The organism is Alcaligenes sp. GCM10023179, assembly GCF_042653705.1.
Classification (GTDB): Bacteria; Pseudomonadota; Gammaproteobacteria; order Burkholderiales; family Burkholderiaceae_B; genus Alcaligenes; species Alcaligenes phenolicus.
The window spans coordinates 91,932-113,537 of sequence record NZ_JBHSIQ010000003.1; the positions used below are offsets into that span (position 1 = coordinate 91,932).

At 57.9% G+C, this 21,606-nt stretch carries 15 protein-coding genes; 3 read left to right on the plus strand and 12 right to left on the minus strand.

The features are described 5' to 3' along the window. Positions 1–80 precede the first annotated feature (80 nt). The 9 genes from fliG to ACFPDR_RS14425 form a co-directional block, all read right to left on the minus strand. Positions 81–1,091: a flagellar motor switch protein FliG gene (fliG, locus tag ACFPDR_RS14385; protein ID WP_026484542.1), complete on the minus strand. Its 1,011-nt coding sequence runs from the start codon at positions 1,089–1,091 to the stop codon at positions 81–83. Continuing rightward, positions 1,078–2,811, minus strand: a complete 1,734-nt coding sequence (gene fliF, locus ACFPDR_RS14390) for a flagellar basal-body MS-ring/collar protein FliF (protein WP_088453203.1) — start codon at positions 2,809–2,811, stop codon at positions 1,078–1,080. The genes fliG and fliF overlap by 14 nt, the downstream gene beginning before the upstream one ends. Positions 2,812–2,915: 104 nt before the next feature. Further along, a complete protein-coding gene (gene fliE / locus ACFPDR_RS14395; protein WP_009458068.1) occupies positions 2,916–3,251 on the minus strand; it encodes a flagellar hook-basal body complex protein FliE in 336 nt (111 codons plus the stop codon). A 142-nt stretch (positions 3,252–3,393) separates the two neighbouring features. Next, positions 3,394–3,714: an EscU/YscU/HrcU family type III secretion system export apparatus switch protein gene (locus ACFPDR_RS14400; protein WP_035269091.1), complete on the minus strand. Its 321-nt coding sequence runs from the start codon at positions 3,712–3,714 to the stop codon at positions 3,394–3,396. Further along, positions 3,704–4,993, minus strand: coding sequence for a flagellar hook-length control protein FliK (locus ACFPDR_RS14405; RefSeq protein ID WP_137431354.1), 1,290 nt, complete (start codon positions 4,991–4,993; stop codon positions 3,704–3,706). Before ACFPDR_RS14405 ends, ACFPDR_RS14400 begins: the two co-directional genes overlap by 11 nt. Then, positions 4,990–5,325: a flagellar protein FliT gene (locus ACFPDR_RS14410; protein WP_137431353.1), complete on the minus strand. Its 336-nt coding sequence runs from the start codon at positions 5,323–5,325 to the stop codon at positions 4,990–4,992. The genes ACFPDR_RS14405 and ACFPDR_RS14410 overlap by 4 nt, the downstream gene beginning before the upstream one ends. 78 nt (positions 5,326–5,403) lie before the next feature. After that, positions 5,404–5,835: a flagellar export chaperone FliS gene (gene fliS, locus ACFPDR_RS14415; RefSeq protein ID WP_026484537.1), complete on the minus strand. Its 432-nt coding sequence runs from the start codon at positions 5,833–5,835 to the stop codon at positions 5,404–5,406. 6 nt (positions 5,836–5,841) lie between these two features. Then, positions 5,842–7,230 carry a flagellar filament capping protein FliD gene (gene fliD, locus ACFPDR_RS14420; protein ID WP_247965757.1) on the minus strand — a complete coding sequence of 463 codons (1,389 nt, stop codon included), beginning with the start codon at positions 7,228–7,230 and terminating at the stop codon, positions 5,842–5,844. Between the two features lie 89 nt (positions 7,231–7,319). Beyond that, positions 7,320–7,721, minus strand: a complete 402-nt coding sequence (locus ACFPDR_RS14425; RefSeq protein WP_170978593.1) for a flagellar protein FlaG — start codon at positions 7,719–7,721, stop codon at positions 7,320–7,322. A 218-nt stretch (positions 7,722–7,939) separates the two neighbouring features. On the opposite strand from ACFPDR_RS14425, the gene ACFPDR_RS14430 reads away from it, so the two are divergent. Continuing rightward, complete coding sequence (locus ACFPDR_RS14430) at positions 7,940–8,701, plus strand: RNA polymerase sigma factor FliA (RefSeq protein ID WP_083053875.1); 762 nt, start codon at positions 7,940–7,942, stop codon at positions 8,699–8,701. 121 nt (positions 8,702–8,822) lie between these two features. Here ACFPDR_RS14430 and ACFPDR_RS14435 read toward each other — a convergent pair whose 3' ends face one another. From ACFPDR_RS14435 to ACFPDR_RS14445, 3 genes are all read right to left on the minus strand, one after another. Then, a complete protein-coding gene (locus ACFPDR_RS14435) occupies positions 8,823–12,608 on the minus strand; it encodes a sulfotransferase (RefSeq protein WP_376911308.1) in 3,786 nt (1,261 codons plus the stop codon). Between the two features lie 127 nt (positions 12,609–12,735). Beyond that, entirely contained in the window at positions 12,736–13,833 is a 1,098-nt protein-coding gene (locus ACFPDR_RS14440) for a FliC/FljB family flagellin (RefSeq protein WP_137431350.1), read from the minus strand. 460 nt (positions 13,834–14,293) lie between these two features. Beyond that, on the minus strand, positions 14,294–16,309 hold the full coding sequence (locus ACFPDR_RS14445) for a PhoX family protein (protein WP_376911310.1): 2,016 nt from the start codon (positions 16,307–16,309) through the stop codon (positions 14,294–14,296). Between the two features lie 577 nt (positions 16,310–16,886). On the opposite strand from ACFPDR_RS14445, the gene ACFPDR_RS14450 reads away from it, so the two are divergent. After that, on the plus strand, positions 16,887–18,368 hold the full coding sequence (locus tag ACFPDR_RS14450; RefSeq protein ID WP_137431348.1) for an SrfA family protein: 1,482 nt from the start codon (positions 16,887–16,889) through the stop codon (positions 18,366–18,368). A gap of 16 nt (positions 18,369–18,384) precedes the next feature. Then, positions 18,385–21,603: a virulence factor SrfB gene (locus ACFPDR_RS14455; protein ID WP_035269121.1), complete on the plus strand. Its 3,219-nt coding sequence runs from the start codon at positions 18,385–18,387 to the stop codon at positions 21,601–21,603. Positions 21,604–21,606: the final 3 nt, after the last annotated feature.

Genomic DNA, 21,606 nt, shown 5'->3' on the forward strand with positions numbered 1-21,606 from the left:
GGCTCCCGCGCAGGCGGTTCGTGCCTGGGCACAAGCGAATAACGGCTTGGACGGGCAGGAGCTGCCCAAACGAGGCCGTCTTAGACATATTCGTCCCCACTCAGGCCACCCAGCGTAATCTGACCGGCTTCGGCCAGGCGACGGGCCACCTGCACAATGGCTTTTTGTTCCTGTTCCACCTTGGACATGCGGATCGGGCCTTGGGCGTCGATGTCTTCGCGCAGCATCTCGGCAGCACGGTTGGACATATTGCGGAAGAACTTGTCGCGCAACTCTTCGGGCGCGCCTTTCAGGGCAATCGTCAATGCAGAGGTCTCGATTTCCTTGAGCAGCAGCTGAATGGCAATGTCTTCCACATCGGCCAGGTTCTCGAACACGAACATCTCGTCCACGATGCGCTGGGTCAGGTCGGCGTCCATGCCGCGCAGACTGGTCAGGACGGACTCTTCCAGGCTGGCGTTCATGTAGTTCAGCATCTCGGCTGCCGTGCGTGGACCACCCATCTTGCTGCGTTTGGCACCCTGGCCCGATAGCATGCCGTTCAACACTTCGGTCAGCTCGTTCAGGGCCGTGGGCTGCACGCCGCCAAAAGTAGCAATACGCAGGACCACATCATCGCGCAAACGATCCGGAATGTAGCCCAGAATGTCGGCAGCGCGATCACGCTCCAGATGCACCAGAATGGTGGCGATAATTTGGGGGTGTTCGTCGGCAATCAGCTCGGCCACGCTGGAGGCATCCAGCCAGTTCAGGGCATCAATACCGCTGCTGGAGCCTTCGCTGTTTTCCAGCAAGTCTTCGATCAGGCCAGCGGCTCGGTCCGAGCCCAGCGCCTTGTTCAGGACGGAGCGGATATAGGCGTTGGAGTCCAGTGCCACCGCCATGAACTGGTCGGCCTCCTGGCGAAAGCTCTCCAGAGCCTCGTCCATATCGGCACGGGTCAGTTGCTTCAGGGACGCCATGGCGGTACTGAGCTGCTGCACCTCACGAGGCGAGAGGTGGCGAAACACCTCGGCGGCGGCATCTTCCCCCAAGGACATCATCAAAATCGCACTGCGTTCGATGGAATCGTCCGGTTTAGCCGTTTTCATTTTTTTCATCTTTGTTCAACCAGGAGCGCAACACCATAGCCACGGCACGTGGGTCATCGTGAGCCATCGTGCGGGCGGTGTTCAGATTCTCTTCGTAGCGGCTCATTTCGGCGGCACGTTGTTCAGCAGCCTGTTCGCGAGCAGATTCTTCTTTCTGGCGCTCGACGCGGGCGTCAGCCACCGCCTTGGCCTGGATCAGGCCCTGGATGATGGGGTTGATGACGATGCGCCATGCCATGAACAGAATGAATGCAAAGACCAGATACTTGACCAGTTCCATAGCGAGCTCGCGGTACTCCGGATTTTTCCAGAAGGGGGTATCAATATCGCCTTGCTCGTTGAACTGTCCGTTCACCACGCTCAGGCTATCGCCTCGATCAGCCGAGTAACCCACGGCTTGTTTGACCAGATCGCGGATCTTGTCCAGTTCTTCCTGCTCCAGCGGCTGTTGCTCCTTGTCCGTATTGCGGTAGTTCACCACCACGGCCACCGACAGGCGGCTGAGCTGACCCAAAGGACCTTTGACATGGCTGATGGTGCGATCCACTTCGTAGTTCACGGTGGAGTCATTACGCGCATTGCCGGTGTTTTGCAGCAAGCGGGCCTGTTCGGCCAGGGACACCAGTGAAGGGTCTGTACCGGCCGCTGCAGCGTTCGTGGCATTGGCGGTTTGTGCGGCGGCATTGGCTGGCTCAGTTGCCGGGGCGGCAGGTGTCTGGGGCTGATTCGGTGCAGCAGGCGGGTTCACCAGATTGGCGGTGGCATTGTTGGGAGCCTGATTGCTCAAGGCACCGGGCACGCCCTGGGGCTGCTGCGGGTTGCGCTGCAAGGAAGAACTGGTCTGCTGGCTGCGTACTGCGGCCTGACCGGGTTGCTGATTGGGCTTGTAGACCTCGGACGTCTGCTCGCGGCGCGAGAAGTCCACCTCCGCCGTCACCTGGGCGCGGACGTTGCCAGCACCGACCAAGGGGTTCAGCAAGGTCAGGATGCGCTGGACGGCTCGGTATTCAATATCGTTTACAAAATTGCGCTGCTGATTATCAGCACCCATCTCGCCAGTGGGCGCGGTCAGCAAGCGGCCATTCTGGTCAATGATGGACACCTTGTCGGCATGCAGATTGGGCACGCTGGAGGAGATCAGCCAGCTGATGGCGGAAACCTGGCCTTCGCTCAGGTCGCGGCCCGGATACAGCGACAGCACTACCGAAGCGGTCGGAGACTGGCGGTCACGTACAAACAAGGTTTCACGCGGCATGGCCAGGTGAACGCGCGCTTCCTTGACGGCATGCACGGCCTTGATGGAATTGGCCAGCTCGCCCTCCAGAGCGCGCTGATAGGTGACTTGCTCGGTGAACTGGCTGGCGCCAAAGCGACTTTGATCCAGCAGCTCGAAACCGGCATTGCCACTGCGCGGCAAGCCTTGCGAGGCCATTTGCATGCGCACATCATGCACACGATCTTGCGGCACCAGAATGGCGGTACCGTTGCTGTTGAACTGGTAGGGCACGTTCATCTGGCCCAGGGCCGAGACAATCGCACCGCCATCGCGGTCGTCCAGATTGGAGAACAGTACCTGGTAGGTAGGGCCGCGGCTCCACAGCAAGAGGGCGACAATCAGAGCAATCAGTGCGGCACCCAGCCCGATCAGCGCTACCTTGGGCAAGGCGCGCAGTGTGTCGTAGCCAGGAAGTTTGTTCAGCAACTGTGCTGTCTGACTCATGGGTGAGGCAGAGGCAGGGTTCTGCATGGAATCAGGGGAGTTCAAATCAGGACGTGCTCAGGCAGCATTAAGGAAAGGGCGGCGGGCATGAAAGAATCAGGCGCTTATACCGGCATACTGGCAATTTCTTGGTAGGCGGCCACTAAGCGGTTGCGTACCTGGACGGTGGCCTGAAAGCCAACGCTGGCTTTTTGCAGGTCAATCATCACGTCGTTCAAGGAAATTCCGGGCTCGCCCATTTCAAAGGCCTGAGCCTGGGCATTGGCCTCGTTCTGTGCCTGGGAAACCCGGTTCAAAGAGCGGGCCAGCTCGGCGGCAAAACCACCGGGAGCGGCGCTGCTGGCCGAGGAGGACACAGAACTGGAAGCCCCGGCCGCTTGCGCAACTGCGCGCATCTGGGCCAAAAGGTTTTCAATGCTGGAGAGATTGGAAATCGACATATTCGCTTGCCAGAAAGTCAGGATGGGCCACGCGCACAGGTGCGGGCAGCTTGCCGTGCTTAATGTAACGTTTAGAACGCGAGGCTAAGCAGGGTATCTAAGCCCAAAAACAGGGGCTTTTCAGCCCTTATAAATAGCAGGCTCAAGTTTTTGGGGCGTCGTGCAAAGCCTGCAAGGCTTGTGTGGCCTGGGGATGGCCTTGTTCCAGGGCGTAGAGCCAGGCCAGCAATTCAGCCACGGCTTGATAGAGCTGAGGGGGGATATGACGGTCCAGATCCACCTGCATCAGCAGGCCGACCAGTTCGGGGGACTCGTGTACGTACAGACCGTGCTCGCGGGCGGTCTCGACAATTTTTTCGGCCAAGGTGCCGTAGCCTTTGGCAACGACACGCGGGGCTCCGTCTTTGGGCTCGTAGCGCAAGGCCAGGGCCTGCGGGCGATGGGAGGGGGAATCATGACTCATCGGGCAGGTCCTGCGGCAGGGTCGGGTCGGCTTCAATCTGCAATTGGCTCAGGATCAGGCCCTGGTCTTGCAGACGTTCGCGCAAGGGCAGGCTGTTTTCGTCCAGATAAGGGGCGGATTGATCGGCCTGAATATGGACCAGCAATTGCTGGTTCAGGAGGTTGAGCCGTAGGGTGATCGGCCCCAACGTGGGCAGGTCCAGTTGCAGGGTGCTGGACCAGTGTTCGGTTTCGTCCTCTGACTGGGCCTGGTGACGTTGCACGCTCCAGTTCATGTCGGCCTCCGGCCAGGCCTGACCTTGCCATTGCAGGTTCTGATGGGCCAGCGTATCCAGTTGCTGACGCACCAGCAGGCTATTGGCCGGGTCCTGGGCGCTGGCCTGAGTCTGAGGATTCTGGCTCGTGCTGGTATGTGTTTCGGCAGCGGGGCGATTCAGGTTTTGCGGCTCTTGCTGTAATTCGCCAACGCTGCGTTGCCCAAAGTGCAGATCACTAAGATGAGACTCGTAGAATAGCCCGCTTTGTTGCAAGGCCTGGGGCAAAGCCTGGCTGAAATGCTGGGCCAGAGCAGCCGTGCTGCCTGTAGGCAGGGGGCTTGGGGTTGCGGCGCCGGTGGTCGTAGTGCCCGTGCTGGGCGTGCCTGCGGCAGTGCCTGTTCCCACAGCACTGCTGCCTGTTGTCATTGCATTGGCAGAGCCCGCGTTTGCGCTGCCCGTTGCTGTGCTACCGGGCAAGGGCAGCCGCTGCTGAGCCACGGTGGCGATTGTGCTGGCGGTACTCTGTGCTGTGTTTGCGCGTCCCGCCGTCTGGGTATCACTGCCGGGGCGCGTGGGTTCCTTGCCGTCTGCCTGCATCGTGGGGCGGCCAGGTAACAAGGCCTGTCGTCCCTGGATCGCAGGGGCACGATCCGGAAAGCGCTCCAGCAAGGACAGGATCAATTGGGCAGTGCGCCCCAGGGTTGTGGGGGCCGAGCTCGTGGTGGCCGTATTGGGGCCACGTGCATTCAGAGCCGGGTCGGTCGAGGTTTGACCGCTTTGTGTGCGGATATTCCGGCTATCGCGACCCTGGGTGTGGGCGCGGGCTTGATCTACGCTCTGGCGTTGATCACGAGCCGTTTGGTTTTCGGCGCGCTCGGGGCGTTGGCTGCCCGGTGTCTGGCTGATGGCGTCCGGCCGGGCGCCCGTGGCGATATTGCTTTGCTGTCCAGTGCTGATACCCAGAACGGCATCGAGCCGTTGAATAAGCAGCGTCCCCAAAGGGGAGGGGCCGCCTATGCTCATGGATGAACGCTAGGGCTGTAATACGCTTGCAACACGGTTTGCTGGCGCTTCATATTGCCCAGCAGTGCACCCAGACGCCCCAGTTCGGGGGTGGCCAGATGGCGGATCTGGGCGTCGTCTTCCAGAATTTGGGTCAGCAACTGACGGCGTGCCTGTTTTTCAGTAATAGACAGGTCTTCCATGTTCTTGAGCTTTTCCACGGCGAGTTGATAGTGTTCGGATTGTTCAAACACATCCTCCCAGCGAGCCGTTTGGGCAAGCTCCAGCATGTGACGGGTGATGTTGGCGATAATTTGATATTGATCGACGATCGGGTTAGAGGTATCGCTCATGTTCGTACCAGGCGCTAAAGGCGCAAAGGAGGTTGGAGGTGCAGGTCAGGAACAGAACCTGTCCCGCGAGCCCCGGAGTCAAGCTGGCTGCTTGGCACGTTGGGTATCAACATTGCTGCGCCAGGCATCGGCAATATCGGTCAGCAAACGCTCGGCCAGCGTCAGCTTTTCCGCGTCATTGCGAAGGTTGGCCAGCATCAGATTGTGCAAAATCAGGTCATAGGTAGCGACCAGATTGCGGGCCAGCTCTCCGCCCTTTTCGGTATCGACCGCCATTTTCAGGCCGCTATCGACAATATCAATAGCTTTCGATAATGACTGCCCCCGCCCGGCAATATTGCCCTGTTCCATATGCAAGCGCGCTTGCAGCATGGCGGTGCGAGCACCGTTAAATAACAGGGTAATCAGATGTTCGGGGCTCGCGCTCAGGACCTCGGTTTCCAGACCTACTTGAGCGTAGGCGCGAACCGATTGTTGGCCAAAGCGACGGGAAGGGGCAGGATAGCTCATAGGGGTTTATTTATTGCTGTTCATATTGCCCAGCATGGACAGTTGCTGGCTTAGGTAATTGCTGGTGCCTTGCATGCGGTTGATCATGACGTCCAGTTGGACAAACTGCTTGCGATAGGCTTCCATCTTGTTCTCGATGCGCTGGTCAGCGGCTTCGAACTGATCTTGCAGTTTTTTGCCGACTTTCTCAGCGCCTTCCTGGGCATTATCAATACGGCCACCCTTCTTGATAAATTCCTCTGCTGCGGCCTCAACGCGACCGGCAACGCTGTGTTCGCCCACAAACATGTTCTTGACGTCGACCATATTGGTCTTCAAGACTTCGTTCAGTTTTTTCTCGTCCAGCTGCAGATCACCTGTCTTGGGATCGATATTGATGCCCAGACCTACCATGGAGCGGATCTCGCCTTCGCTGGGAACGTGCCCCAGGGTGGCGTCACGCATGGCATTTTGAGCCTCACGTGCCATGGAGTCGCCCGTCAGGGCGGCGCCTTTTTTCAGCTCGACGTTATAGGCTGTCAAGGAACGAATCGACTTGTTGAACTTGTTGTACGCCTCGACATAGTCCTTGATTGCCTTGGCGGCCACGCTGTCGTCTTTGGCAACTTCTACATTGACCGGGTCACCGCCAGCCTTGTTCAGCGTGATCTCCAGACCCTCAATAGTGTCTTTGAGGGTGTTGCTCTGGCTTGTGATGGCAATGCCGTTCACTGTCAACTTGGCGTTGAGTGCCTTGGTTTGCTCAAAGCCGCTGGCAGCCGGGTCGGCAGCATCAAAGGTAAGTACCTCGGCCAGTTCATCATTGCCACTGACGCTGATGGAGCTGATCGACGCTGCTTCACCCGTTGCACCGGCTGACAGTTGCAGGCGGTATGGCTCGTCCGGATCGCCAGTGTTGATAATGGTCGCTTTCATGCCCAACTCAGTGTCGGCATTGATCGCGTTCATCACGCCTTGCAAGGACGTGTCCTTGCCTTTCATGTTCAGGACGTGTTCTGTGCCATTGGCCAGGCGAACGGTAATTTCCCCGCCTTCGCCCATGGCCTCATCACGCGAGCTTTGAGAGGCCGCCGTCAAGGTCTGGCGGGTAGCCAGATTATCAACCTTGATCACGTACTGACCGGGCGCTGCTTTGGAATTGCCGGTCACCTTGATGTTTTCGCTATTAGCGGTGACTTTGACCGCGCCAAACGAGTCTTCCGAGTTCAGGGCCTTGGCGGCGGTTTGCAGCTCTGCCAGACTGCTTTTGAGCTGACCGTAGGCCGAGATCTTGTTGGTATTGGCCACCTGGCGGTTCTGGATGACAGCAAGACTCTTCTTTTCCGTCTTGCGCAAATCTTCCAGCAGCTCGTCCAGCTTCAGACCTGAGCCCACGCCAATTGAAGAAATAGCCATATCAAATACTCCTGTAGTGTCCTATTTTGTCGCGAATGTGTCGCGCGCAAAGCCCATGTCAATGGGAAGTTTCGATGCCAGTTTGGTTTTTAAACCTTTACGCTGACCGCGTTGCCCTGCAATTGCACGATCATCTTGGCAATCTGGATCACCGCGTCAGATGGGACGGTGCGCAGAACCTCGCCGGTCGAGTTGTCCACAATCGAGACCACCAGACGCTGGGCCTCGTCGTCCATATTGAAGCGAATGCCGGTGGACCAGGCCTGCAAGGAGTTGTTGATCTGGTCCAGGGTGTCGTCCAGCGTGTTGACCATGCCGGGCACGGGTTCGCGTTTGTCGGGCCAGCGTTGCTGCAACTGGGTATCGGTACTGCTTTCCTTGATGGGGGTCACCGTGGTGGCCGCCGAAGGCGTAGGGGTGCCGGGATTTTGCTCCACTGGGGAGGCTAGGGGCACCAAGGCCGTCGTTTGAGATGAAACTGAGTTGATCATGACATCACTCCAGAAGGGGCTTGGTGGCAGGCCTGCTCAATGGGGGGGGCTTGGCACCTATAACGATCCAATTCTTTAGGAGATATTTTGGTTTTTGGCCGCGTCAGACCCGTTTAAAGCCTGAATAAGATGGCGAAAGACTGTTTGATTTGGGGACTGTCGGGCAGGGCGGGCAGGCAAAATAGCTCAATCTTTATTGTCCGGATTCTTGCCTGTCCATGCCTCGTTCAGAAGACGTCCTGGTTGAGCAGTACGCCCCATTGGTGCGCCGCCAAGCGCTCCAGCTTGTGTCGCGCCTGCCTCCCAGCGTTGAACTGGATGATCTGATGCAGGCGGGCATGATGGGCCTGCTGGACGCCGTGCGTCGTTACCAGGTGGTGGCCGAGGCCCAGTTTGACACCTACGCGGTCACCCGAATTCGTGGCGCCATGCTGGATGAGTTGCGCAGCCAGGATTGGCTGCCGCGTAGTGTGCGCAGCAAAGCGCGCCAGATCGAAGTGGCCGTCAGTACCTTGCGTCAGGAACTGCTGCGCGAGCCCACCGAGCCGGAAATCGCTGAAGCCTTGTCCATGAGCATGGACGATTACTACGAACTGCTGGATGAGGCGGTCGGCGTGCAGGTGATTCATTACGAAGACCTGAAACGTCATGCCGATCCTTCCGCTGATGCGCTGGAGTTTCTGGAAGACAGCACGCGCGAGCAGGCGTACTTCGATAATCCCTTGAACCTGCTGACTTCCCAGGGGCTTCGGCAAGCCTTGATTACCGCCATCGACCAACTGCCTGAACGTGAGAAGTTGCTGTTCGCCTTGCAGTTTGAGCAAGATTTGAATCAGAAAGAAATTGCTCTGGTGCTGGGTGTGACAGAAGGGCGCGTATCCCAACTGCGTAGCCAGGCCGTGGCCCGTATCCGCGCCAGTCTTGCCAAAGACCAATGGGATGCCATTTCCGATAGCGCGGAATTTCAGGTTCTTTTGTAGCTTTTTGAGCTCGCGGTTTATCTTCTCTGGGCTGAGTTCACTCGGCCTATGTTTGTGGAATATTCTTTAGGAAGTAAAAAGCCAGCCCTAGGGCTGGCTTTTTTATTGCAGAGGATGCTGCTTACTTCTTGCGCTGCAAAATCCAGAACTCCCGGTAGTTAATGCCGTCATCGCACAGGCTGCCTTTGCGAATGACGGTAAATCCGGCACTGGCCATGGTGGTGGCTTTGGCCTCGAAATCCACTTCCGTACGTGTGGTCTCGCGTGTGCCCTGACTTTCCAGCAGGACCAGGCCGCCGGGTTTGCAGAAGTTGAACAGCTTGGTGCCGAATTCTGACAAAGGCACGCCAATCCAGTGATGCACCGCGCAGGCAATGACCAGGTCAAAGCGCTGTTTGGATTTGAAGTCATCAAAGGGCTGGCTGCTCAGTTCAATGTGCTTGTGCCCCAAATGTTCTGCCACCGCCTTGCCAACGTCAATGCAGCTTTGGCTGATATCAAATCCCAAGCCATGGGAGAGATGTGGAGCCAGGCCCATCAGCAAGAAGCCATGGTTGCAGCCAATATCCAGGGCGCTGGCATTGGCGGGCAGCAGTTCTTGCAGGCCGTAGGTTTCAAGTCGCTGCATGGCCGGTCGTGAGCCCGCCAGTTTTAGCGGCTCAAAGCCTTGATAGGGCAGGCCGAAGTCGCCGAAGGCGTACTGCAGATTATCTTGCTTGTAACCTGCCCAGATTTGCTCGATTTTCTGGTGCAGGGCGGCAATGCTCTGCAGATCTGCCTGCGTGCTTTCGGGCAGGCGCGCATTGAGCTTGCGGTAGGCGTGGACGGTGTAGGGCGAATAGCGGTAGGTCGCGCAGGCTTGCCACAGGTGCTCGCAGCTTTCATTGATCTGGCCTGCTTCGTACAGGCTATCGGCCTTGGCAATCAAGGGGCGGGCCAGTTCGGGACCCTGGCTGTTCTGCGCCAGAAGCAAGGCTTGTTCGTGCTCTTGCCAAGCCTGCTCCCATTGCTGGCTGTGCGCGAGCAAGCGGCCACGGGTGGCATGGTGCTGTATCTGCTCCGCTGTTGTCATGTGTGGCTTGGCAGACTGGCTGCGGGACAGGGCCTCGTTCAGTTCTGCCGTGTCGGGCTTGACCTGTGCAGCCAGTGTGTCCCACCACTGAGCCTGAACGTCTTGTTGATCCGGGTAGCGAGCATACAGCGCGCGGGCGAGGTCTGTGGCCTCCCACCACATGCCGGCGCGATTCATGATGTCTATATAGGTTTGGCGCAGGATCAGTTCGTCTGGAGCTTTGGAGATGGCTTCCTGAATCGTCACAATGGCTGAACGATGATGCCCTGACCAGGACAGGCATTCGGCGTACAGACTCTGAACGAGTGGGTCGGCTGGATATTGCTCGATCCACTTGCGTGTCTGATGGCGGGGGACAGGCAAGTCACTAGTGTGCAGCATTTGACGGATATGCTGAATTTCGCGCAGATCCGGCCCATTACGTTTGAGCTCAAAGTAGCCTCGGGCTTTCAGGTAGCCTTCGGCTAGTGTCGGGTCGATTTGCAGCAGTAGCTCGTAACTGAAATCATGGATGTCGTGCACCGTATCCAGCAGGAAAGCCTGCTTGAGGATTTGTGTGGGGCTCAATTGGGCCTGGCGTTGATAGCTGGGGACCAGCAAGGCAGAGGCTCGGCGCAGTTGGTTGCCGGCAGGTTGCACAGCCAGATCCTGGCGTGCGGGCATGTGTTGTTCGAACTGCTCATCGATCAGACGCAAAAGACGGAAACCATGTTGCTCGGCCCATTGCAGCAAGGCGGCCAGATCCGTTTGTCCCTCTTGTGTTGTGACCAGGGCGACGCTGACCTGGATCAGCAAGGCATTGGCAAGGCGCTCAGTGCCATGTTCCAGGATCTTGGCATGGTCGTAGACGCCGTCCAGGATCAGATAGTCCAGCCAGTCCAATCCCTCAATGGCGTCCAGCGCATAGGTGGTGACGGGCAACTGAGCCAGCGTCATGGTTTTTTGGGCCAGATAGGCCGGGCCTTGTTGCTTGGCGACAGGAGGCAGGGTGCTGTTATAGGCCGCGTCCAGCGCCAAATGCAAGGTGCCGGGCTGACCATCTCCCAGCAGCGCCTGGGAAATGTAATGCAGGGATGGCTTGCTCAGTGCTTGCGCCAATGGGGCAAGTTCGCCGGAGGGATCGAAGCTGAGCAAGGTGCAGGCACCAGACTCGACCAGGTCCTGCGCCTTTTGCTGACGCAGCAGATACGAGGTGTTGTCCGCTACGGTGATCACCTGTGACAGCTGCCAGCTGAAGTCGGCTTCTGCCGGGCTGTTGTCGGGCTTGGTGTTGCGGACCTTCAGTTGGGCGGGCAAGTCGGCCATGTTGGCCTGCTGCTCCTGGGCCAGTTCCTGACAGGTGGACTGATAGCGCTGAACCATAGGTGCCAATTGTTCGCGGAAGCGCTCGCCAAAGCCGATGAAGCGGTCGGTCATGGGCATGGCAACGTCAAAGGAGCTGATCGGGCCAATCTCGGCAGCCATGCTGGCGTTGGCTGCAACGGCATCTGTATAGGACTGCTGGCGCTCCAGGCCCAGCTGCTCAAACAGATTGTCCATGACAGTCTGGGGATCACGGACCAGGGCTTCATAATCAACCAGAAAGACGGGGTTGGGCAGGACCTGTGCCCAATGCGCCATCATGTGCTCGTAAAGTGCGATATGTTCGCCCAGGGTTGGCAGGTCGTAGCTGTAGTGGTTGCCCTCGAAGGATTTGTATTGCTGGCAGTACACCGTGGCACCCAGATCCAGCAGGCCGCGTACACAAAAAACAATAGGGGCTTTGGGTAACCACAGGCCGATAAAACCCAGGTTCCACAAGTCTGAGGGCAGGGTGGAGATGCTGACCTCTTCTTCATTTCCCAAGCTGCTCAGGTAGGTGTGCGCATCGTGCTGAATAGAACTGGGAGTCTGAGCGGTCAGATAGTTTTCAAGATTGTTTTGAAAGCGGGCCAGGACGTTTTGTCTATATTGGTCCAGTTGCAGGCTCTCGCCTGTCAGGCGCACCTTGGCGGCACTGCGGAACAGGGATTCGACCAGGCTTTTTCCTGAGCGGGAAAAGCCCGTGATGAAAATCTGTGGGGCGGACTGCACGCCAAACGGGGACAGAGCGTTGAACAGCTCCGCCGTAAAGTTCACTCGCAGCCCGTTAACTTGAGGGATCAAGCTTTTGTGAGGGCTGGCAAATGCCCCTTTTATGAGATTATTCGCTTTTTGATAATACGCGAATGCCTTGTCGGTCTCTTGCGCATCCAGCCAGATCTTGCCCAGGGTGGCCAGTACATTGGCACGGTCATTAATGGGCTGCTCTGCATCGTTCGTAAACGCTTCCAGGGCTTGCAGAATGCCGGGTTCGGGCGCCAGTTGAGTGAAAGGGGCCAGCTTGACATAGAGCAGCGCATCCAAGGGAGCGACGGCGTGCTTGAGAGCTTCCAGATAGGCATCGCGGGCCTGTGCCAGCAGCTCCTTATCTTTATAGATATCCCCTTGCAAAGCCCAGGCGCCTGCGTAGTCGGGGCGCACCTGAAGAACCTGACTGGACAAGTGCAAGGCCTCATCCAGTTGGCCCTCTTTGCGCAAACACATGGCCAGGCTCAATGTCAGGCTTTCATTGTTCTGTGGCTCCAGCGCCAGTGCCTGGCGATAAAGCCCAATTGCTTCTGGGAAACGCTCCAGGCCTCGCAGCGCATCGCCATGCCAGACCAGCAAGCGAAAATCGTCACCGTGTTTTTGGCGCAGTTTGATCAGCAGGGGCTCGACCTGGTCCCATTGATTGCGATCAAGCAGATTCAGGATGGTTTGTGCCGTCTGGGGAGAAATACCGCTTGCGGAGCGGTGCTGCTTGGGGCGCGTCATGGGGCTGAGTTCCTGCGGGATAAAAAGGCTCATTACATCAAAAAAAAACGCTCCCTTATCCGTGGATAAAGGAGCGTAATACCTGCTTGATCAAGCAGGACTAGCCAAGGCTAGACTATCGAGCGGCTTAGCGCAGCAGCGACAGAACAGTTTGTGGAACCTGGTTGGCTTGAGCCAGAACCGAGGTGCCAGCCTGTTGCAGGATCTGAGCACGAGTCATGTTGGAGACTTCGACTGCGTAGTCGGCGTCTTCAATACGCGAACGCGAAGCGGACAGGTTGGTCACCGTGTTGTTCAGGTTGGCGATGGTGGACTCGAAACGGTTTTGCACCGCACCCAGGTCGGAACGCAGGTTGTCCACGTCCTGGATAGCCTTGTCGATGGCTGCCAGTGGGGTGACTTTGGCCAGAACAGCTTCGTCGGTGATGGCGTCGCCGTTAACAGCGGCAGTCACGGTGTTGGTTGCAGCGTCACCGGTAACGGTGGCAGCGTAAGCTTTGCCGTCTTTAACGATGTAGTGGGTATCAGCACCAGCGGTACCGCCGGCAGTTGGCTGACCCTTGATGGTCATCAAGGAGCCGCCGCCAGTGACGGTTACGGCAGTTTTGGAGTCGCCCATTTGAGCTGGAGTGGCAGCGGTGCCAGTACCCGTAGCAGCAGCCAGTTCGAACGAAGATGCGTCGAATTTCTTGGCCAGGCTGGCCACGTCCAGACCGTCCAGGTCCAGGGTGCCGGAATCGATCTGCTTCAGGTTAACCGAGATGGTTTCACCGTCGTTAGCGCCAACTTGAATGGCCAAGGACTGGTCTTTGGCCAGAACTTTCACGCCGTTGAACTGAGTTTGCTCGGAAACGCGGTTGATTTCGGCCAGACGCTGGTTGATTTCAGCCTGGATCGAATCCAAGTCGGTTTCGGAGTTGGTGCCGGTGGTCGCTTGCACGCTCAGAGTACGGATGCGCTGCAAGTTGTTGTTGATTTCGTTCAGCGAACCTTCGGTTGTCTGAGCGATAGAGATACCGTCGTTGGCGTTGCGGGCAGCTTGGGTCAGACCGTTCACGTTGGCGGTGAAGCGGTTGGCAATAGCCTGGCCGGCGGCGTCGTCTTTGGCGCTGTTGATGCGCAGGCCGGAGGACAGACGCTCAATGGCTTGACCCAGTGCGCCTTGCGATTTGCTCAGATTGCCTTGGGCAACGAGGGAAAGCGAGTTCGTATTGATAACAGACATGGTAACTCCCAATGTTGAGTAGAACGGCGAAACGGTTTCGCCCTTTGCCCAGGAAAGCGTTGGCGTTCTGCTAGGCCCCAGGGGGCTGATCGCGCATTCGACACACTGCGTTCTTCCTGTACAGCACCATTAACGGATGGGGCAAAAAACTCTTTAGGGGCCTGTTGAGAAAATTTTCTCTACTTTGTCTTGAAGCCTTGAATTACGCGGCTTCAAACATGACGACCCAGTGTGCCCAGCGGCCTGTTTGCTTTCGTTTTCCGACTCTGAATTCTGATTTTTCCATTTCGCTGCCTGGAAATGGAACAGATTGCGCTGTGCCGCAGCAGACAATCCAGAGGTCTTGTTTGAATTGCGTAGTCAAAAAAAGCAGCGGGGCCATCTATTGACGGCCCCGCATTGCAAAAACTTAAGAAAAAACTGGCTTGGGCGGAATCAAATAGCGAACCCGCCCTTGCGCTTACACGGCAATAGGCTTGCCATCCGCACGTTGGATGACGACGGTCGAAGAGCGCGGGCGTACCGTGTTCATGCTGACTACCGTGGCGTCATGGGTGTCGTAGGCCGGCCAGTTCACGGGGTGCTGAATGTTCAGGAACAGACTGGTGTGGTCCGGCGTCATGGAAAAGCCCGTAATTTCGGCTTCGTTCGGGCCTACAAAGAAGCGACGCAGATCGGACTGGTTGCTGGCGTTGATGGCCGGGCCGGTGCCCGAGCTGTCCGCCAAGGCACCTGGAATCACGGCCAGCATCTGGTCGTTGGTGGCGCGCGCAACATTGTTCTTGCGTCCGCCGTCGATGCCGTTGTCGGTCTGAATCCACAGAATGCCGCGGCTGTCGAAGCCCAGGCCGTCGGGGCTGGCCAACTGGTTCAGGTCGGTCAGGCCGGAGCGGTTGGTATCTGCGTCCGCACCCGAGTCCGAGCCGAATACGAAGATATCCCACTTGAACTTGTTCGAACCGGGTTCGTCGTGCCAGCGGATGATGTGACCGTTGACGTTGTTCAGGCGCGGGTTCGCGGGGTTGGTGCCAGTGGACGCGTTGCGGCTGGTGTTATTGGTCAGCGTCAGGTAGATGTCGCCATTGCTGGGGTGGGTGGCCGTCCACTCGGGGCGATCCATCGGGGTGGCACCGACAAAGTCAGCGGCGCCACGGGTATTGATCAGGATTTCTTCCAAGGTTTTGAACTTGTCAGCCAAGGTGCCGCCATCCTTGCCTTTGGTAGAGCCCGTCAGTGCCAGCCATTCGCCCGAACCGTCTTCGTTGAAGCGGGCGACATACAAGGTGCCTTTGTCCAGATACTTGGCGCCCACGGCCAGGCGATCCGTGCGCTGGGCGTCTTTCGGGTCCCAGTTGGCTTCGGACACGAAGCGGTACACGTATTCAAAGCGCGAATCGTCGCCACTATAGAAAGCCAGGGGTTTGCCGGCTTCGGGCTTGCTGTAGGCACAGCCTTCGTGAGCGAAGCGACCCATGGACGTGCGTTTGGTGGCAATGCTGCTGGGGTCGTAAGGGTCGATCTCGACCAGGTAACCAAAACCGTTGACTTCGTTGCGCCAGTCCTCGGTGGCGCTGGCGCCTGTTTCGGTCACGTTAAAGCGGGCGAATTCGCCCAGGACTTCCGAAGGATCCTTGGCAGCCGTTTCCCACTGGTAGCGGCCAACGGGGCCAGCCGATACGCCCACACGCTGCTGGTGAGGCGGGCGGATACCGGTGTTGACAAAGCAGGCTGCCCAGTTCTCTTCAGCGGTGATGTAGGTGCCCCAGGGCGTGGTGCCGTTACCGCAGTTATTGTTGGTGCCGCGCACTTGCGTGCCGTTGGGCGAGAAGGGGGTCTTGACCCAGTCCGTGCCACCCACAGGGCCAGCCAGTTTCATGGCCGTGGCCGAGGTGAAGCGGCGGTTGTAGCGCGAGTTCTGAACGATGTCCCAGCGGCCATTGGTGCGACGAATATGGATGATGGCCACGCCGTGGGCGTTGATTTCCTTGCGTACTTCTTCTGCCGGGCGCTTGCCATTGACCAGGGTCGGCCCATTGGGGTGCAGGGCTTTTTCATCAATGTATTCGTGGTTGACGGCCAGCAAGCCCTCGGTAGAGCTTCCTTCCAGAGGGAAGAAGTGCATGCCGTCATGGTGCATGCCCATGGAGTTGAGCAAGTCGTTGGAGCTGTTATTGCCGTTCTTGTCCCAGGGCAGGGCATTGTCATTGATTGGCGTACCCCACGGGGCCAGTACATGGGCAATGTAGCCGGGAGGTACGACACAGCCGTCGGTCATGGAGGTGGGCAGGGATTCAAAACCCAGTTTGACGCTTGCTGGTGGTTCCGGATCAGGGCCGGGACCGGGGTTCGGGCTCTCGCCGCCGTTATCAGTGGAATTGCCTCCTGTGCTGCTGCTATCGCAACCAGCCAGCCCAAAGCTGCTCATGGTGGCCAAGGCGGCTGCCAGGCCACCGCGCATCACGGCGCGGCGAGTCATGCTTCGTTCCAGGATTTCACTAAAAGGGGTGTTCTGACTAGCGTTACGAACAGTCTTGTCGGAGATATGTTTGCTCATAGTGATAAATAGCGCCAAGGCTGAGTTGTGGGGGTAGCGCTCATGCTAGTGGCCCAAGGTGAAAGGACTATGACAACAAGCTGAATAACCGGGATGGTGGTTTTTTGGCGGCTTACCCGTATCTGGTGAGGCTCGTTGGCAAGCGGGCAGGGTCAGGCGTCGTTTTCGCGATGCAGGTTTGGACGCCGGATCAGGCCGGAATTGGACTTTTGTTTTAATTAAAAAAATCAGTGCCTTGGCTATTTGGCCAATAACAATTTTGTTTTATGTACAGAGTCGTACATTTTTTATATTTTTTGCCGTAACCCTGTTTGCTTATTTATCTATCTATTTAGAACACAAGGACTAAAGCGACCTTGAGTTCTTTTTGGTGTTCAGCAATCTTTAAGGTTCAAAGCTCGTTTTTTCCCTTGTGTACGCCCTATGAATGGGCATTTCCCACAGGCTTTGATGCTTCCTATTTGTTGTACTATGTTTCTTTTTTTTCTTCGGGAACTCAATGAAGCAAGGGGTTTTACTGCGCAGTGGCCGTGCCGATGCTTTCATGGCTTTAGGTGAGGGCGGCCGACCGGTATTTCGCTCCGCTTTACAGTTGCGAGAAGCCTTGCGCCGTCGGGCAGGCAACTTTGCCGACCATCTGGCAATTCCGCAAAGCAATGAAACGGGTTCCACGCTGGATTGGTACAGCCCGGTCTCCGGTCAGGTCGTGCCCTGGACTGCAGCCACCGAGCAAGAACGCGAAGAAGGCTTGAAGCAATTAAGTGCTTTTCAGGCCCGGCTGAACGAGATGGCCCCAACGATGGATGCCCAAGAGCAAGAGGCTTTGGGCGACAAGGCTCTGTTTTCCAGCTTGCTGCGCCGCGTGCTTTATTTCCCGGACGACAACTTTGTTTATCTGGTCAACGGCAAGCCCGTGTTGACCTTCTGGGGATTTCTGCACCATGGTGCGGATCAGAACCAGGACCCCTTATTGCCGTTGAGGCCCACGCCTAAGCCCGCAGCCGTGGTGGCCCCGCCGGTAGTGCCGCCTGTCGAGCCTGTGGTAGCCCCTGTTGTGGCCCCGGTGGCCGCCAGTTGGTGGTCCCGTTGGTGGTGGCGTTTGCTGGCTTTGCTCTTGTTGCTGGCCTTGCTCTTGTTTGGTTTGCGCTGGTGCACCACGCCGGTCGTGCCTGACACACCGTTGGGTTCTTTCACCTCCAGCGTAGGGAGCTATTTACCCGAGAAAGTCCGTAATTGGCTGGGCTGGTCCTTGCCCAAACTGGATGCTGGCGCCTTGCTACCGAATGGTCGTGTGGATGCGACAGGCCTTGCTCCCACGGGCACCGTTCCAGTGGTTCCAGGCGCTACAGGTGCTGGCACTGCTCCCGGTGTTGAAGCACCAGGGGTTGCTGCTCCGGGGGCGGATGCTCCTGCCGCGCCGGGTGCTCCGGATGCGGGGCAAGCTCCCGATACCACGCCGCCTGCACCGCCAGCCGAGCCCGGCACGGACGCCAATCCTCAGCCGCCTGAATTGCCTCAAGACCCGGCAAGCCCGCCTGCTGATCCTGCCGCGCCCCCAACACCGGATGCCAACCCAGCTGCTCCGGCCACGCCTGCTGCCCCTGCCGGTTCCTTGGTGGTGCCGCCTGATGCCTTGCAGTCCGGCAAGATGGATTTCCTGAATGGCCAATGGGCCGCCCGCATGGGTGTGCAAGACAGCCAAACCGGCAAACCCGTGCAACTGCAATATCAGTTGAAAGACGGGGCAGGCAATGTGCAGATCAAGCGGGGTGACGGTGTTCAGTGCGAAGCCCCCGTGTCGGCTTCGTCTGAGCAGGGTCGCTTGATTTTGAATGCCAATTCCGCCGCAAAGTGCACGGACAATGCCGCTTACGATATGCCCAAGATTGTGTGCGACCCCGGTGCGGCAGGTGCTGCCGCCCAATGCGCGGGCATGTACGGCTCCAATGCCTTTCCTTTGATCTTGCAGCAATCCGAATGATGAGTGCTTGAATCTTATGTTGCCTGAATTACTCAAACACGATGGCTTGGTTACCTTGATTGAAAACACCGGAGTCCAGTTCATGGACTTTGGTTTTGACATCAATGCTCCCACTGTGGGCAGCAAGAAGCTGGGCACCTTGAACCATTCTTTCTTCAGCACGAACGGCCAGAACTGGCGCTTTCTGTTTGAAGGCTTGCAGTTTGGTCAGGAGCAAACCCTGTTCCATCAGCCCGAAGGCGAGGTTGGGGTGTACCAGGGCGGTGGCCGCAATGATCAGGAATGCGATGTCTCCCTGAGCCGTACCCTGGACCTGTTCGATGGCCTGTGGCTGCCTGTGCCCTATGTGCGCTTTGTGGCGCCGCATCGCTTTGACCATGGCCCGGCCAGTTGGAGTCGCCTGCGCGTGGTGCGCCTGGAAACGCCTGATCGCGACGGCAATACGCACCGAATTACGCTTGCCTGCGATACCAGCGTGGTGGACCTGACCGAGGGCGCGGCTTACCTGGCCCCCTTGCGTGAAGATATCAATGCCGGGGCCTTGTTCCGCATTGCCTGCGACAGCGCCCATATGGACTGGTTCCTGAACCGTGACTGGGTGCAGGAATGGTTGCTGGAAGTCTATAAAGACAACGTCAATAAAACGCGCAACATCGATTTTGGTGAAGATGTCAGCGCCTTGCACTCGGCACAGCTGCATTTCCTGAATTTGCTCAGCCTGTTCGCCCCACCGCATGAGTGCGTGGATGGCCGCTCCGAGGCCTGGGTGCGTCTGCCGGACATCAAGGTGCTGGCCGCTAACTGGCAAAGTGAGCAGGTCATTCCTGTGGATCTGGTGCTGGACGTGGGGAATTCGCGCACTTGCGGGATTCTGATTGAAAACCACGGTCAGGACGATTCCGGCTTGCGGCAGAACTATGTGCTGCAACTGCGGGACTTGTCTCATCCGCATCAGGTGTACAGCAAGCCTTTTGAAAGTCGCGTGGAGTTTGCGCAGACGGATTTTGGCAAGAACCACTTGTCCCTGAAAAGCGGACGTCCCACCGCCTTTTCCTGGCCCACTTTGGTGCGTGTCGGGGATGAGGCCGCACGTCTGGCTGCCCGCCGTCGCGGCACCGAGGGCACGACCGGGCTGTCCAGCCCCAAGCGTTACTTGTGGGACGAAAACGAATACAAGCACGGCTGGCGGTTCAGCCAGCAGTACGACCGCTCCGATGCAGAACCGCGTGCCCTGGCGGCACCGTTCTCCCTGCATATCGACGAGCGTGGCGAAGCCCTGTACACCCTGGACGAAGACGATCGTCTGCCTGTGTTCGAGCCTTTCTATTCGCGCAGCTCGGTCATGACCTTCATGCTGACCGAGGTGCTGGCTCAGGCGCTGTTGCAAATCAACAGCCCGGCCCAACGGGTACGCCAAGGTCACTCCAACAAACCACGTCGCTTGAGCAATATCGTTCTGACCGTACCGCCCGGCATGCCGCTGGTAGAGCGCAGCCTGCTGGCCGAGCGTTTGCGCCAGGCCATTGGTTTGCTGTGGACCAGCATGGACTGGTATCAAGGCGAAGAAGACCCTTATGGTCTGGAGCCTTCCGAGTCGGGCCGCATGCCGGAGAACCTGCTTGTGCCTCTGCCCGAGTTCCGGGTGGAGTGGGACGAAGCCACCAGCTCTCAACTGGTCTACCTGTTTACCGAAATTACTCAGAACTTTGCAGGCCATGCTGACGAGTTCTTTGACGCGGTTGCCGCTCCCTACAAGGAAGATCGGGAAACCCTGACGCTGGGCATTATTGATATTGGTGGCGGTACCACCGATATCGTGATCAGCGACTACACCTTGCGTCGCCCGGCAGGGGCGGGCGGTGGCAGCAATCTGACCATCTCGCCCAAGCAGCGTTTCCGCGACAGTTTCCGCGTGGCTGGGGATGACATCTTGCTGGACGTCATTCAGCGTTATGTGCTGCCTGCTTTTGAAGACGCCTTGAGCCATGCCGGTGTGCAAGACACGGATGTGTTCTTGTCGCGACTGTGCGGCAATGAAAAGGCCGATGCTGATAAAGCCGTTTTGCGTCAGCAACTGGCCCTGCAGGTTTTTGTACCACTGGGCCTGGAGTTCCTGAAACGCTACGAAGCCTACGATCCGCATGAAGACCCGCGCGCCGTCCAGTCCTTGCCGTGGGGCGAACTGCTGGAGTTCGAGCACTTGCAGGGCGATCAGGCCAATGCACCGCTGTCCCATGCCTCGGCAGGTTCGGCGGATGCTTTGCCACGAGTCTCCAGCAAGGTCGTTCAGTACGTTCTGGACGAGCTGCACAAACATGCCGGTCAACGCGTCGACCTGGAGTTGGCCAAGGTTGAACAGCCTTTTGATCTGGCTCATTTGCATCAAGGTCTGGTCAGCGGTTCCTTGAATATCAACGACCCCTTGCGCGCCTTCAGTGAGGTGCTGAACTACTACGATTGCGACATTGTGCTGATGGCCGGACGTCCTTCGCGTCTGCCGGGTGTCCAGGCCTATATGCGCTCGCAAATGCCGGTATCGCCAGCGCGTCTGCTGCCTTTGCACAATTACCGCACGGGTAGCTGGTATCCCTTCCATACCAATGGTCGGATCGACGATCCCAAGAGCACGGCCTCGGTAGGCGCCATGTTGTGCCTGCTTTGCTACAACATGAATATCGACCAGTTCAATTTCAAAGTATCGAATCTGCGCCCGCGTTCTACCCTGCGTCACATCGGGATTATTGACTCCAACAATCAGATCAAGGATCAGGACATCGTCTACAAGGACGTGCTCCAGATGGACCCCGATACCCGCGAGGAAATGGTGACGCTGGAGAGCGTCAGCAGCGAAGACTCGGACGGTTATCACCTCTTGATGCAGGGCAGTTACCTGCGCCTGGGTTACCGACAGCTGGATGTGGAGCGCTGGCCCGCTTCGCCCTTGTACTACCTGCACTTGAACGAAAAGGTGCGTCGTCAGATGGCCGATGCGCCCGACGACGATGGCCAACTGCCATCCATGGAAGTGACCTTGATGGTGGATAAGGCTTCCCAAGGTGGGCAAGGCCGTCGTTTGATCAGCGATCGACTGAAGATCAAGAACTCGGCACCCCGAGACTTCAAATTGAGTGGCGTGTCCAAAGGGGCCGTCCGTATCCAGCTCAACACCATGCTGGAAGCAGGCCTGGGTGATTCTCCATATTGGCTCGATAGCGGGAGCGTAGTGCTCAAATGATGG

What these genes read in the sequence shown, in the direction of transcription:
- fliG (WP_026484542.1), bottom strand. Translation starts at nt 1,091, where the DNA reads ATGAAAACGGCTAAACCGGACGATTCCATCGAACGCAGTGCGATTTTG.
- fliF (WP_088453203.1), bottom strand. Translation starts at nt 2,811, where the DNA reads ATGAGTCAGACAGCACAGTTGCTGAACAAACTTCCTGGCTACGACACA.
- fliE (WP_009458068.1), bottom strand. Translation starts at nt 3,251, where the DNA reads ATGTCGATTTCCAATCTCTCCAGCATTGAAAACCTTTTGGCCCAGATG.
- ACFPDR_RS14400 (WP_035269091.1), bottom strand. Translation starts at nt 3,714, where the DNA reads ATGAGTCATGATTCCCCCTCCCATCGCCCGCAGGCCCTGGCCTTGCGC.
- ACFPDR_RS14405 (WP_137431354.1), bottom strand. Translation starts at nt 4,993, where the DNA reads ATGAGCATAGGCGGCCCCTCCCCTTTGGGGACGCTGCTTATTCAACGG.
- ACFPDR_RS14410 (WP_137431353.1), bottom strand. Translation starts at nt 5,325, where the DNA reads ATGAGCGATACCTCTAACCCGATCGTCGATCAATATCAAATTATCGCC.
- fliS (WP_026484537.1), bottom strand. Translation starts at nt 5,835, where the DNA reads ATGAGCTATCCTGCCCCTTCCCGTCGCTTTGGCCAACAATCGGTTCGC.
- fliD (WP_247965757.1), bottom strand. Translation starts at nt 7,230, where the DNA reads ATGGCTATTTCTTCAATTGGCGTGGGCTCAGGTCTGAAGCTGGACGAG.
- ACFPDR_RS14425 (WP_170978593.1), bottom strand. Translation starts at nt 7,721, where the DNA reads ATGATCAACTCAGTTTCATCTCAAACGACGGCCTTGGTGCCCCTAGCC.
- ACFPDR_RS14430 (WP_083053875.1), top strand. Translation starts at nt 7,940, where the DNA reads ATGCCTCGTTCAGAAGACGTCCTGGTTGAGCAGTACGCCCCATTGGTG.
- ACFPDR_RS14435 (WP_376911308.1), bottom strand. Translation starts at nt 12,608, where the DNA reads ATGACGCGCCCCAAGCAGCACCGCTCCGCAAGCGGTATTTCTCCCCAG.
- ACFPDR_RS14440 (WP_137431350.1), bottom strand. Translation starts at nt 13,833, where the DNA reads ATGTCTGTTATCAATACGAACTCGCTTTCCCTCGTTGCCCAAGGCAAT.
- ACFPDR_RS14445 (WP_376911310.1), bottom strand. Translation starts at nt 16,309, where the DNA reads ATGACTCGCCGCGCCGTGATGCGCGGTGGCCTGGCAGCCGCCTTGGCC.
- ACFPDR_RS14450 (WP_137431348.1), top strand. Translation starts at nt 16,887, where the DNA reads ATGAAGCAAGGGGTTTTACTGCGCAGTGGCCGTGCCGATGCTTTCATG.
- ACFPDR_RS14455 (WP_035269121.1), top strand. Translation starts at nt 18,385, where the DNA reads ATGTTGCCTGAATTACTCAAACACGATGGCTTGGTTACCTTGATTGAA.